The organism is Sphingomonas sp. AOB5, assembly GCF_029433115.1.
Classification (GTDB): domain Bacteria; phylum Pseudomonadota; class Alphaproteobacteria; order Sphingomonadales; family Sphingomonadaceae; genus Sphingomonas.
This window is the reverse complement of the sequence record NZ_JARNTV010000014.1, coordinates 21,224-34,495: the sequence shown is the minus strand read 5'-3', so window position 1 is coordinate 34,495 and position 13,272 is coordinate 21,224. Positions and strand designations below refer to the sequence as shown.

At 65.5% G+C, this 13,272-nt stretch carries 11 protein-coding genes; 3 read left to right on the top strand and 8 right to left on the bottom strand.

What is annotated here, in order from left to right:
* Nucleotides 1-115 precede the first annotated feature (115 nt).
* From P1X14_RS08605 to P1X14_RS08580, 6 genes are all read right to left on the bottom strand, one after another.
* A complete protein-coding gene (locus tag P1X14_RS08605) occupies nt 116-1,009 on the bottom strand; it encodes an amidohydrolase family protein (RefSeq protein ID WP_277314927.1) in 894 nt (297 codons plus the stop codon).
* A 2-nt stretch (nt 1,010-1,011) separates the two neighbouring features.
* A complete protein-coding gene (locus P1X14_RS08600; protein ID WP_277314926.1) occupies nt 1,012-2,304 on the bottom strand; it encodes a hypothetical protein in 1,293 nt (430 codons plus the stop codon).
* A 2-nt stretch (nt 2,305-2,306) separates the two neighbouring features.
* Nucleotides 2,307-3,200, bottom strand: coding sequence for a phosphate ABC transporter substrate-binding protein (locus P1X14_RS08595; RefSeq protein WP_277314925.1), 894 nt, complete (start codon nt 3,198-3,200; stop codon nt 2,307-2,309).
* 13 nt (nt 3,201-3,213) lie between these two features.
* The gene (locus P1X14_RS08590) at nt 3,214-4,761 is read right to left on the bottom strand and encodes an acetolactate synthase large subunit (protein ID WP_277314924.1); all 1,548 of its coding nucleotides are present in this window, start codon (nt 4,759-4,761) and stop codon (nt 3,214-3,216) included.
* Nucleotides 4,762-4,869: 108 nt separating this feature from the next.
* Nucleotides 4,870-5,895, bottom strand: coding sequence for an amidohydrolase family protein (locus P1X14_RS08585; RefSeq protein WP_277314923.1), 1,026 nt, complete (start codon nt 5,893-5,895; stop codon nt 4,870-4,872).
* A 1-nt stretch (nt 5,896) separates the two neighbouring features.
* Nucleotides 5,897-6,889 (bottom strand): PhnD/SsuA/transferrin family substrate-binding protein, encoded by a 993-nt coding sequence (locus tag P1X14_RS08580; protein WP_277314922.1) that lies wholly within the window; start codon nt 6,887-6,889, stop codon nt 5,897-5,899.
* Between the two features lie 469 nt (nt 6,890-7,358).
* Here P1X14_RS08580 and P1X14_RS08575 point away from each other — a divergent pair, with 469 nt between their 5' ends.
* The 3 genes from P1X14_RS08575 (at nt 7,359) to P1X14_RS08565 (ending at nt 9,879) form a co-directional block, all read left to right on the top strand.
* Nucleotides 7,359-8,591: a LysR family transcriptional regulator gene (locus P1X14_RS08575; protein ID WP_277314921.1), complete on the top strand. Its 1,233-nt coding sequence runs from the start codon at nt 7,359-7,361 to the stop codon at nt 8,589-8,591.
* Nucleotides 8,592-8,686: 95 nt separating this feature from the next.
* Complete coding sequence (locus P1X14_RS08570; RefSeq protein WP_277314920.1) at nt 8,687-9,154, top strand: cytochrome c; 468 nt, start codon at nt 8,687-8,689, stop codon at nt 9,152-9,154.
* Nucleotides 9,151-9,879, top strand: coding sequence for a cytochrome b/b6 domain-containing protein (locus P1X14_RS08565; RefSeq protein ID WP_277314919.1), 729 nt, complete (start codon nt 9,151-9,153; stop codon nt 9,877-9,879). Before P1X14_RS08570 ends, P1X14_RS08565 begins: the two co-directional genes overlap by 4 nt.
* A 22-nt stretch (nt 9,880-9,901) precedes the next feature.
* Here P1X14_RS08565 and P1X14_RS08560 read toward each other — a convergent pair whose 3' ends face one another.
* Nucleotides 9,902-10,300: a hypothetical protein gene (locus P1X14_RS08560; RefSeq protein ID WP_277314918.1), complete on the bottom strand. Its 399-nt coding sequence runs from the start codon at nt 10,298-10,300 to the stop codon at nt 9,902-9,904.
* Between the two features lie 91 nt (nt 10,301-10,391).
* Nucleotides 10,392-13,259: a TonB-dependent receptor gene (locus P1X14_RS08555; RefSeq protein ID WP_277314917.1), complete on the bottom strand. Its 2,868-nt coding sequence runs from the start codon at nt 13,257-13,259 to the stop codon at nt 10,392-10,394.
* Nucleotides 13,260-13,272: the final 13 nt, after the last annotated feature.

Here is a 13,272-nt window from a genome sequence, read left to right as displayed (position 1 = left end):
ACCGGGCAGGTTGACCCGGCCCTTCTCCGATCCTGCTTCGTCCGGATCGGGTCAGGCGAACAGTTGAAGTTCCGCGCCGGGGGATAAGTTCTGAGCCTGCCGCGCGGCGGCGGCGTCAGCGCTTGCGGGGGAAGCGGCAGCCCGCCAGCAACCGTTCGATATTGCCGTGCGCGAGGGCGTGCTGGAGCTTGCGCGGCAACGGCGCGAAGGCCTGGCGCGCGATCGCGATCAGCCTTTCGATATAAGCCGGGCGTTCGGCGCCGGTGATATCCATCGCGAACATGAAGCGATCCGGATGGCGCTCGATCAGCGCGCGCCACTCGGGCAGCAGCGATCCGTCGGCGGCAAGGATCGTGGTCTCGCGCGGCTGGACGAAGCCCGCCGCGGGATCGAGGCGGATCGAAAGATCGGCATAGAGATTGGGATGCGCGTCGAGCAGCCGCCCGAGCACGTCCGGCCCGGCAGACCAGCCGGCATGGGCAAGGATCAGCTTCATCCGCGGATACTCACGCGCGATCCGGCTGACCGCTGCCTCGACCGCGGGCGTATCGATGGTGACATGGATGTTGAGCGGCAGGGCGCGTGCATTCGCCAGTGCATAGACCGGCAGCCGGTCGGGGTTGAACAGCGCGAGATCGTCGCTCGGCTCGGTCGCGGGCACGACCCGCGTCGGCACTTCGCCCAGCCCGCATACGGCGCCTTCGGCTTCGACCGTCGCCATTGCCGCGGCCGCGTTCGGGGTCAGCCGGATGCCCGCCATTTCGGGCAGGCGCGCGATGCTGAGGAACGGGATCACGAAATCGCCATGGCGGCTACCCAGATCGCGCATCGCCGCCGGATCGGGGTTCATGATGACGACCGCACGCAAACCCGAGGCGCGGAACTTCGCGACTTCCTCGTCGGGCGTCAGGTTCGGAACCAGATGCGAATGCGCGTCGACGAACGGGATCTCGCGCGTGGAGGCACAGCCCGCCAGTGCGAGCGCCACGAGGCAGAGCGAGGCCCGCATCGTCAGAACCTTCCCGGCTTGGTCAGCCAGAGCGCGACATGATCGAAGGTCCGCTTCACCGTGTCGCCATATTCGGGCCTGCACGGGCCGAAGAGATGGGTGGCCCCCTCGACCGCGGCATAGCTTTTGTCGCGCGATCCCAGCCGGTCGAAGATGAGCTCGCCGGGGACGAGCAGATAGTGGCAGCTCATCGTCAGCACGAGCGACGGCACGGTGATGCCCGGCGCATTGCCCGGCGCGGACGAGAAGGCCGAGCTCCAGTCGACGCCGGTGATATCGTCTTCGCCAATCGCGAAGTCCTTCGTCCGGATCGCAGCGGTCGCGAGGAAGATGCGGACGCTGGTGTTGTTGCCCATCAGCTCCATCGTGCGCAGCCCGTCTCGGGTCGCCTTGCCGCCCGGCGCGCGGACCGAAGCGATCACGCCTTCGCTATCGCTGCCGTCGGCGCGCAGCAGCAGGTGCGGCGCGCGGGTGTGCGAGAGCATGCTGGTGTCGGGCTGATAGAGCCGCGCGCCCGCGGCATGATGGCCGATGCCGCGGATCACGAACGGCTCATCATCCTCGAACTGGCCTTGCCCCGCTTCGATGACGCGCAGCCGTTCCTGCGCCTGTGCGATCAGCGCATCGCTGCGCCGTGCTTGCCCTGCGGCGAAGCGGCGGCGGAACTCCGCGGGGTAGGCGGCGCGTCCGCTGGCGTCGTCATAGCCATTGGCCGGCGCGAACATGTCGAGCGATGCGTCACGCGTGTCACTGCCGCCCGCCGGATCGATCGAACTCATCTGGTGGAAGGCGCCCAATGTCGGATCGAGCAGCACCACCCCGTCCGCGGGCGCGAGGTCCTTCACCAGATCGGTGCGGCATGGATAGAGTTTCTCCGGTCCGCTGCACGCGCCCGGCCCATGTTCGGCGACATTCTGGTAGAAGGCTGCCAGCGGACCCCCGCCGCTATGCCCGATCAGCACGACCCGCTCGATGCCGGGCAGCGCGCGCATGTGCCGGATCGCCTCCGAGATCGCCCCGGCAAACGCATCGAGCCGTTCGTCCTCGTCACGATGATTGACCATCATGGTCGCATAGCCGCGCCGCGCCATTTCGCGCCCGACCGCGGTATCGAACGTGTTCCCGCTGGGATGCGCATAGACCAGCGCGATCCGCGACCGCGCGCCTGTGGGCTGGTAGATCAGCCCCTCGTCATGCGCCCCGAACGAGACATAGTCGGTGCGCAGGGCAGGTGCGGTCTGCGCCGAGGCAGGCATTGCCGCGAAGGCCAGCAACAGGGCCGCGAGCCGCTTCATCTTCAGGCCCCCAGCGCCGCGGTCACATCGTCGAACAGCTCGTCGACTTCGATCTTGCGCGGAATGATCTTCTGCTCATGTGCCCAGTCGATCGCGAGCTGGATGCCCTTGCGGTTCGCTTCCAGTCCGATCGGCGGATAGATCGCCGGAACGCCGCCCTCGGTCAGCTCGCGGCTGTCGACGATCATGCGGAAGATCTCGCGGACGATGTCGGGCCGCTCGCGGGTCAGGCTCTCATGCACCACGAACATGTGGTTGATGCACACTACGCCTTCGCGCGCATACCAGTCCTTCGCCGCCTCGAACGGGTTCGGCACCAGATATTCGACGCGCGGGTCCTTGGGCAGGTCGACGCCCTGCAGGGTCGCGGCAAGCTCGCCGTCGAGCATCATCTGGCCGATGTCCGAGCCCTTGGGCAACTGCTCGACATTGGCCGGATCGGTGTACTCAAGGAGGTGACCCTCGCCGACCTTGCACCAGGTCACCTTGTCCAGATCGACGCCATATTCGTGCTGGAGGATACCGCGAATCCATAGCCCCGTGGTCTGCGCATAGCTGCGCACGCCGACGCGCTTACCCTCGATATCCTTCGGATTCAGGTGCCCGAACTCGCGATTGAAGCCGGCGCAATGATGCTGGAAACGGCCATTGACCGGCACCGGCAGCGCGACCCAGGGCTTGCCGTAGATCTTGGCCTGAAGCAGCGTGACGATCGCCAGCTCGCCGCAATCGAACGCGCCTTCGCGGATCATCGCCTTGAAGCCGTTGTGCGCCTGTGGCGGTCCGCAGAAATCGAGCGAGACGATATCGGACGTGACGCGCCCGTCCTTCATCGCCTGCGTCACCGGATAATCGGCCAGATTGGTCTTGAGCGTCGTCACGGCTGTGGTGGCCATCGGCCCCTCCCCCTCAGTATAGTTTCACTTCGATCAGCACCGGACCCTCGGCATCGACCGAGCGGACCATCGCGGCGTGGAAATCCTCTGCGGTCGAGACGCTGACGCCCGGCACGCCCATGCTCTTCGCCATCGCGACCCAGTCGATCGTCGGGCGGTCGATATCGATCATCGCCAGCGCCTGCGGACCCGGTGTGCCCGCGCCCATGTTCGCGTATTCGGCCTTCAGGATGGCGTAGCTGTTGTTGGCGAAGATGATCGTGGTGACGGGCAGCCCTTCGCGCGCCTGCGTCCACAGCGACTGGATGGTGTACATCGCGCTGCCGTCGCCAACCATGCAGAAGGTCCGCCGGTCCGGGCAGGCCAGTGCGGTGCCGGTGGCGACGGGCGTGCCGTATCCGATCGATCCGCCCATATTGTTGATCAGGTCGTGTGGTCGCGCGCCCATGGTGAGGCCCATCGATTCACGGCCGGTGGTCAGCGATTCATCGACCAGGATGGCATGTTCGGGCAGCGCCGCGGCGAGCGCATGCGCAATGCTCTGCGGGTTGAGCGCGCCGCTGGGCGGCGGGGTTTCGATCCGCTCCTGAAGCCGCGGCGCGGTGCCCTTCAGGCCCAGCGCGTCGATCAGCATCTCGAACGCGGCTTCGCTGTCCTCGTCGGCATCGGCCAGATTGTGGACGACGGTGCCGGGAGCCTTCAGCAGGCTCGGCTTGTCGGGATAGGCGAAGAAGGCGACCGGTTCCCTGGTCTCGACCGTGATCAGATGCTTGAAGCCGGACAGGAACGTCTGACCCTGCGGCACGGCATAGGGGATGCGCTCCAGCGGCACGCGCCCCGCGCCGCGTTCGATCCGCGCGGTGAAGAACTGGCTGCCCAGACGGCATCCGGTGCCGGCCGCGACCTTGCCGGCGAGTTCGAGCGCGCGGCCGCGGGTGGATTTGTTGGCGAGGATGATCAGCGCGGGTTCGCCCGAACGCAGCACCTCGGCGATCTTGTCGATCCGGGCGGCGTCGGGGGCTTTGCGCGGGGAAGCGGTCACGGCGGGCAGGCGGGGCTGTCCGGCATCCTGCCACGCCGTGTCGCCGGGCAGGATCAGGGTCGCGATCTGGCCCGGATGCTCGCTTGCCTTGGCCACCGCGGTCGCCGCGTCCCAGGCGATCGATCCCGCCGATTCCGCACGCCGCACCCAATGGCTCAGCGGTCGTGCCAGTCCTTCGATGTCCGAAGTCAGCGGCGGATCATATTTGAGATGGCTCGCCGAATGTTCACCGACGATGTTGACCATGCCCACGCTGGCGCGCTTGGCATTGTGGATATTGGCGAGGCCGTTGGCGAGGCCCGGCCCAAGGTGCAGCAGGGTCGAGGCGGGCTTGTCCGCCATCCGGTAATAGCCGTCAGCGGCACCGGTGCAGACGCCTTCGAACAGGCACAGCACGCTCTTCATCCGCGGATTCTCCAGCGCGGCGAGGAAGTGCATTTCCGAGGTGCCGGGATTGGCGAAACAGATTTCGACGCCCTGATCGGCCAGTGTGTTCACAAGGGCTTCGGCGCCGTTCACATGTCTCTCCTTCGTTATGCGAAGGTCAGACCATTTCCGGTGAGGGCGCTCCAATCGAAACGGGCCGGGAAGCGATAGATTCCCGGCCCGTTGGCGATGTCTGGAAGCTCAGAGTCCGCGCTGTTTGAGCAGCGCATCCAGCCGCGGATAGACCCGCCGCGCATTGCCTTCGAACACCTTGGCCTTGTCCCCGGCGGACAAGGGCAGCTGATCGACATATTTCTTGGTGTCGTCGAAATATTCGCCGGTGTTCGGATCGCGCCCGCGCACCGCGCCGATCATCTCGGAGCCGAACAGGACGTTCTCGACCGGGATCACCTTGGTCAGCAGCTCGACGCCGGGCAGATGATAGACGCAGGTATCGAAGAAGATGTTGTCGAGCAGCCCTTCGAGCGGCCGGTCCATCATCTCGAGCGACATGCCGCGATACCGGCCCCAATGGTACGGCACCGCGCCGCCGCCATGCGGGATCACCAGCCGCAGCGTCGGGAAATCCTTGAACAGGTCCGACTGGAGGATCTGCATGAACACCGATGTATCGGCGTTGATGTAGTGCGCGCCGGTGCCGTGGAAGTTCGGGTTACACGATGCCGCGACATGGACCATGCCGGGCACGTCGAGATCGCACATCGCCTCGAACAGCGGATACCATTCGCGATCGGTGAAGGGCTTGCCGGTCCAGTAGCCGCCGGTCGGGTCAGGGTTCACATTGACGCCGACAAAGCCCAGTTCCTCGACGCAGCGGCGCAGCTCCGGAACGCTGTTTGCGGGCGGCGCGCCGGGCGATTGCGGCAGCTGGCAGACCGGCACGAAATTGTCCGGATACAACTCGGTAACGCGCTTGACGTTGTCGTTGGAGACGCGCGCCCATTCCAGACTGGTCCGCTCGTTACCAAGATGATGGCTCATCAGTCCGGCGATCGGCGAGAACAGCGTCAGGTCGCTGCCGCGCTCCTGCTGCAGGCGGAGCTGGCCGCCCTCGATCCCTTCGCGGATCTGGTCGTCGGTCAGGATCGCGCCTTCCTCGGGCTTCGGCGCGTTCGCCGGATCGTTGGCGGCGTCGACCTGACGGGTGCGCCAGTCGCGGAAGGATTTGGGGACGGTCGTGAAATGGCCGTGGCAATCGATAATCATGTTACGCGTCCTGACGGGCGGGGATCGTGGTGGGATCGACGAACAGCTCGTCCATCGACATGCGGCGCGGGGTCAGCCCCTGTTCGAACGCGGTCTTTTCCAGCGCCTCGATCGTCGGCCGGTTGGCTTCGATGCCATAGGGCAGGGGATCGGCGCCGACGATCTTCTGGAGCTTGCGATACTTGTCCGCGCCCGCGCCGGTCGCCTCGCCCGAATTGAGCTTTGCGACCCACTCGTCCTTGGCGCGGGTGAAGGCGTCGTTGAGCGAACGGGCGATCCACGGATGCTCGGCCAGAACCGAATCCTTCACCACGATGGTGCCGTGCATCGGATAGACGCCGGTGCGCGCGTAATATTCGGCCTCGACCGCTTCGGCATTGGGGATCAGGTCGGGATAATTGGCTTCGACTTCCTGCCAGCCGCCGGTCGGCGCGCCGGTGCGGCCGATGCCTGCCGCCGCCTCGACACCCGCCTGAAGCTCGCCCGCGGCGATCATGTCGGCAAGGCTGCGGCCCTCGGGCGCATGGATCACGTTCGACGGCAGCTTGAGCGCCTGCACATGCTCCTCGTCATCGACCACCCAGGTGACCTTCGAATTGTCGAGGCCATATTCGTCGATGAACACCTGACGGATCCACACGCCGGTGGTCACCGAATAGGCGCGCACGCCGACGCGCTTGCCTTCCAGATCCTTGGGCACTGCGATGCCCGCATCGGGGCGCACCAGCATGCCGGCATGGTGGAACCGGCGCACCACGAAGATCGGCAGCGCCACGAACGGTGCGCCATAGGCGCGGGCGATGATATAGGTGGTCGGTGCCAGCTCGCACACGTCGAACTCGACATCGCGCACCATACGGCGGAACGCGCCGATCTGAGGCTTCACCGTGATGAACTCGGCGTCGACACCCTCGATGGGGATTTCGCCGCTGCGGATCGCCGAGGTGTGCGGATGTTCCGCAACCGCGATCTTGAGGTGAACCTTACCGGCCAATGTCGCTCTCCTGAACTGCGCTGGATTTGGAGCCGCCCCGCGGGCGTCCCTTTGCTTGCCCGCAAAAGCAACCCGGGGGTGCCCAGCGTCAATCGGCGCGCCTCAAATCTTGGGTTCCCCAACCCATTTTCTATCGCCGTTCGCGATTGAATCGCTGCGCGGGGTTATAAGTTTTGCGTAGAATTTGGTGATCAATTCCGCGTTTCCGGGACAATTTCACACCTTCGATGCGGGTCGTGTTGCGGTGGATCAAGGCCGGATCGGCGCTATCTTTGAATCGTACATATATCATTGATTTAACAATGAATATACCGATGAGGCAACCGCGATTGCCCGGCCGGACACGGGCGCTTTCGCTGCTTTCCGGCACCGCTCGCAGCCAGTTTCGAGCGATAAGCGCTGCATCGTGCGGGCATTCTCGAAGCGATAATTTTCGGTTATGAGGCCGCAACGGAGAGGAACCAGAGTGATGGACATGGATGCGGAAACCCGCGCCGAATCCCTCAGCTTTCGCCAGCTCAAGCTGTTCGAAAGCGTCGGCCGGCTCAACAGCGTCAGAAAGGCTTCGGAGGAGTGCAACCTCTCCCAGCCGGCAGTGACCCAATCGCTTGCCAAGCTCGAGCAGCAGATCGGCGTGACCCTGCTCGATCGCCGCGCCAGCGGCAGTTATCTCAACGATCTGGGCGAGATCTTCCATCGCCGCACCGCGCGGCTGTTCGCGCAGATCGAACAGGCGCTGATCGATCTGGGCGTCACTGCCGCCGCGGCGCCGGTCATCGCCAAGCGCATCTCGAAATCGCAGGCGCGCAGCCTGATCGCGATCGTCGAGACCGGCTCGTTCGCGCAGGCCGCCCAGCTGCTCGGCCTGTCGCAAGCCTCGCTCCAACGTGCCGCCCGCGACCTCGAAGGCAATCTGCGCAAGTCGCTCTATTACCGCACGGCCGCCGGCGTGATGGTGACCCCGGCCGGGGTCGAGTTCGGCCGCAAGATCAGGCTAGCCACGCAGGAAATCGAGTGGGGGATCAAGGAGATCGAAGCGGCGCAAGGCAGCTTCAACAGCCAGATCGCAGTCGGCGCCATGCCGTTCGGCGGCAGCGTGCTGCTCGCCTCGGTGCTCGACGAATTCGTCTCGGCGCATCCGCAGGCGGACGTGAAGATCGTCAACGAAAGCGCGCCCGAGATGCTCAAGAGCCTGCGCGCGGGCGCGGTCGATTTCGTGATCGGGCTGGTGCAGGAAACCACTGCCGACGATCTCGCCAATCAGGCGCTGGCCAAGACGCCCTATACCGTCGTCGCCCGGCGCGGGCACAAGCTGCTGCGCCAGGGCAAGGTCACGGTCGAGAACCTGCTCGATTATGACTGGGTGGTCGGCACCCCGGGATCGAGCCGCCGCGCCTGTTTCGAGCGGCTGTTCGCGGGCGGCAAGGGTCCCAAGACCTCGATCGCCACCTGCTCGCTGCCGGTGATCCGTCACCTGCTCGCGCGCAGCGACCGGCTGACGCTGATCACGTCGTACGAGCTGATGCACGAGGACGACACGCTGGCCGCGGTGCCGATCGGCACGATCGAGCCGGCGCCGTCGATAGGCATCACCATGCGTGCGGGCTGGCTGCCGACCCAGCTCCACCTCGATTTCATCGAGCTGCTGCGCAAGCGGATGGATGAACGGACGGTGCTGCCGCTGGTTCGCAAGGCAGGCTGAGCGGCGAATTTATACCCCGGAAACACGATATTGGCGGCGTTTTGCGCGCGCGCGCGTTATGCTCGCGTAACGGACATGATGGCGGGAGGCTCGACTTGAAGCTTGGAATGATCGGTGGCGCGCTGGCGCTGGTTCTGGCGACTTCGGCCTGCAACTCCGCCGCGCCCGGCGGCAATGCCGCAGCGGGCGGCGAAAATCCGCGCGAAGCCAAGTTCAAGCAGATCGCCAAGGCCAACAAGGCGATCAACGAGGAACTGAAGAAGGACGCGCCTTCGGTCGAGACGATCAAGGCCAATGCGACCACGCTCGCGGGCCTGTCCGGCCAGGTGCCGAGCTGGTTCCCCGATGGATCGGGTCCGGAATCGGGCATCGAGACCGAAGCCAAGCCTGAGATCTGGCAGGACAAGCCCGGCTTCGCCACCGCCGCGGCCAATTTCGACAATGCGGTGAAGGCGCTCAAGACCGCGACCGACTCCGGCGATCTAGCGGCGATCCGCCCGGCCGCGACTGCCGTCGGCGCGACGTGCAAGGGCTGCCACGACAAGTTCCGCGCGAAGAAGTGAGCGAGGATGCGGTGACGGACGCGCCCGAGGGCGAGTCCGCGCCACCCCCGGCACCGCCAAAGACGCGGCTGTGGGACCTGCCGGTGCGGCTGGTCCATTGGAGCTTCGCGCTGCTGCTCCCCGCTTTGTGGTGGACGTGGAAATCGGGCGACATGTCGACCCACCGGCTGCTGGGCTATGTGACGCTCGGGCTGCTGCTGTTCCGCATCTATTGGGGCTTTGCAGGCAGCTCGACCGCACGTTTCGCCTCGTTCGTCCGCGGGCCGCGTGCGGTTTTCGCCTATGCCAGGGGGCTGTTCTCGAAATCGAGCGACAAGACCATCGGTCACAACCCGATCGGCGCGCTCAGTGTGCTCGCTCTGCTCGGCGCGATGCTGCTGCAGGTCGCGCTGGGCCTGTTCGCGCAGGATACCGACGGGATCGAATCCGGGCCGCTGTCCGATCTGGTGTCGTACGAACTCTCCGATCTGGCGCGCGACCTGCACGAGCAATTGTTCAACATCATCCTCGCGCTGGTCGCGCTGCACCTGCTGGCGATCCTGTTTTACGCACTGGTGAAGCGCGACAATCTGGTCGGCCCGATGATCACCGGCCGCAAGGCGCTGGACGAGTCCGCCGAACCGCCCCGCTTCGCGCCCTTGTGGCGCGGGCTGGTCGGGGTGGCGCTGGCGGCGGGTGTCAGCGGGTGGGTCGCGCAGGGGCTGCCGCTTCCGGGCGTGAACTGACCCGTTCCACCTTCTCTGGCCGTTAGTTCACAACCGGCCTTTTGATATCCCAGCCGACCTCCCGGCAACGGTCTTGCGCGCACAGGCCGCTGTCGATCACTTTCCGTCGAACCCATTCCGCACGAGCCGTCGGGACGCCGGGCTCAAACGCCACAAAGAGACTGCCCGCGTCCCGAGGACGCGCCGCCCATTGCGAGAGGTACGCCTCCAGAGTCGCGTCCTCTATCGGCGCGCTATTCCATGTCAGGCTACCGTCGTGAGCGACGTTCAATGTGAAGCCATCGAGAAACCCGGTGGAATTGTCGAAGGGAAGCGTCGCGGGCTCGATCTCGCGTTGCCCCGGTTCCATGGTATTCGTGCTGGCGCGGTCGCCACACGCGCACAATGCCAGCGCTGCAATCAGCCCGATCATCTTCGACATGCCATCACGATAGGCAGGCTGGGACTCAAAAGAAAATGCCCCCCGGCGCAGGGCCGGGGGGCGAGGAGGGAAGATTGGATGGTGACCGGGCTCAGAACCGGAAGCGGATGCCCGCGGTCCAGTAGCGCCCGATCGGATCGTCGGTGATCGCGAAGCCGCCGAAACCGCCCGGCGAGGTCGCCGTGCCCGGCGAGTTGGCCGGGGGCGGAGCGGCGTTGAACAGGTTCTGCACGTTCACGAACATCTCGGCCTTGCCCGCAGCCGGGATCGGCAATTCCCATCCGACGTTGAGCGATGCCTGGCCGAACGGCGCGATCGTGCCTTCGCCCGGCGCCCACACTACGGTGGGATCGCCCCACAGCTTCATCCGGTTACGCCAGCGATAGGTCATGCCCAGCTTCAGCTTGTCGGTGACGGCATAGTTGACCATGCCGGTCAGGCGCACCGACGGGCTGGCGGTGAGGCCGGCCGAACCGAACGCCACGCCGCCCTGATCGATGGTCGGCACCGAAGGCTGGATGTAACGGATATGCGGCTGATAGGCGGCGAGGCCGCGGATGTTCAGCGCCTGCCCGAACAGCTGGCCGGAATAGTTGACCTCGAAATCGACGCCATAGGTCTTGATCTGCGCCAGGTTCACCGGGCGGACCAGCCAGGCGGTGACGACGTTCGAGGAATTGCGGACGATCAGGTCGCAATAAAGCGCCACGCCGTTGAGGTTGCAGCCATTCTGGATGTTCGGCTGGAAGCCCTGCACCGTGGTGATCGCGCCGTCGATCTGGATATCGTAATAATCGACCGCGAAGCTGAGGCCCGGCGCGAAGCCCGGCTTGTACACCACGCCCACCGTCTTCGTCTTGCCGATCTCGGCGGTCAGGTTCGGGTTGGGCACATTGACCGAAGGCACCTGATTGGTTGCGCCGGTCAGCAGGTCCTGATTGTTGACGATCACGACCGAGGTCGGTGCGTAGAGATCGTTCAGGGTTGGTGCGCGGATGTCGCGCGACAGCGTCCCTCGGACGCGCAGATCGTCGGTGATCTGCCAGTCGGCGCCGGCCTTCCACGTCCAGTAATCGCCGACCGTGTCGTATTTGGTGTAGCGCACCGCGCCGTTGACGCTGAACGAGCGGGCGATCGCCGAATCCTTGAGCAGCGGCAGATTCACTTCGCCCGCGACTTCCCACACAGACTGGTCGATCTGGTCGGTGGCCGGGAAAGTCTGGCGATACAGGAAGGTGCCGGCACCCGTGGTCACGTTCCGCGGCGTGCAATTGTACCGCAGGTTGGTGCAGTCCGCATACATGGACGGGGTGGCCGCGCTGGTCGATTCGAACGTCTGGCGGCGCCATTCGCCCGAAAGCGCGACGGTGACCGGCGCGGCCCAGGTATCGAAGGGCGATCCGGCAATGTCGGCGGTGATATCGTCCTGATTGGTCTTCGCGACGTACAGCGTGTCGTCGAGGATATAGTCGAGCGCGGCGATGCTCGACGCGGTCGGCCCGAACAGGTTGAGCGGCTGACAATCGGCATAGGCCGCCGCGGTCGCCGCCTGCGTCGCCGCATAGCAGACCGGTGCACCGCCCACGCCCGCCACCACGTCCAGCGCGGCCGACAGCTTCTGGTTGTTCACATTGTTGCGCAGCAGCGTCTCGAGCCGTGACGAGCCGCGGGTATAGGCGACGTTCCAGTCGAACTTGCCCGCGCTGCCGGTCAGTCCCGCCACGAACATGATCTGCCGCGATTCGGGCACTGCGTTGGCGCGCTCGGGCTGGGTCAGCATGCGGTTGAAGCTGAAGGTCGCGGTCGGGATCTGCGCCTGATAGGCGGGCGCGAGGAAGAAGTTGGTGCGGCTCAGCGTGATGTTCTGCAGCTGCACCTCGTCGGTGTAGAACGAGTTGCGCTTGAACGTGCCGCTGCCCAGCACGAACAGGCGGACATTGTCGCTGACTTCGAAATCGAAGCGGCCATAGAATTGGTGCATCCGCTGCTCGGCCTTCATCGTCAGGTCGACATAGCCGCCCGAACCACCCACCTGCGTGTTGGCGGTACCGGCATAGGCAGTACCGTTGACGAGCGGGCTGAGCACGCCGTCGGTCGCGAAATACTGGCCGTTGACGGTGCACGCGCCGGTGCAGGTGATGCGGCCGCCAAACGGCAAATTGGCCAGCGTGGCGTTGGTGATCAGGCGATAGGGCGCGGCGGCGGTGCCGCTGCCGACCACCACCGGGCGGCTGTACCAGTCGCGCGCCGAGCGGCGGTCGACGCCCTGATCGTCGCGATATTCGTAGCTGGCGGTGAAATGGCCGCGGCCGCCGAACAGGTCGGTTCCCACCGCGACGCCTGCCGCCATTTGCCCCGCATCGCCATATTCGGACATGCCGCCCTGCATATAGGCGCGCACGCCCTTGAACTTCCGGTTGGTGATGAAGTTGACCACGCCGGTGACCGCGTCCGAGCCATAGACGGCCGATACGCCGCCGGTGACGGTATCGACGCGCTCGATCAGCAGCTGCGGGATCACGTCGGCATCGACGATGTTGCTGATCGAGGTCGGCGGCACGCGGCGGCCGTCCATCAGCACCAGGTTCCGGTTCGCGCCGATGTTGCGCAGGTTGAGCTGCGCGGCGACGCCGTTGCCGCCGCCCACGCCGCCGGTGGCGGAGGGGTTGCTGACCTGGCTGCGCGATCCGGAGAAGACCGGCAGGATCTGCACCGATTCGGTCAGGCTGGTCGGCCGTGCGTTGATCAGCGTCTCGGTCGGGATGACCGTGACCGGCACCGGGCTGGTATTGCCGTTGGTGATGGTGCGCGAGCCGGTGACGACCAGCTCGTTCGAAGTATCGGCCGGGGCAGTATCTTCTTCCGCCGCGGCCAGTGCGTTCTGCGCGAATGCCGCCGGAGCGAATGTGATGGCGCTCGCTCCGCAGAGCAAAGCGGTGATCAGTCGAACCTTCTTCATAGGACGCTCTCCC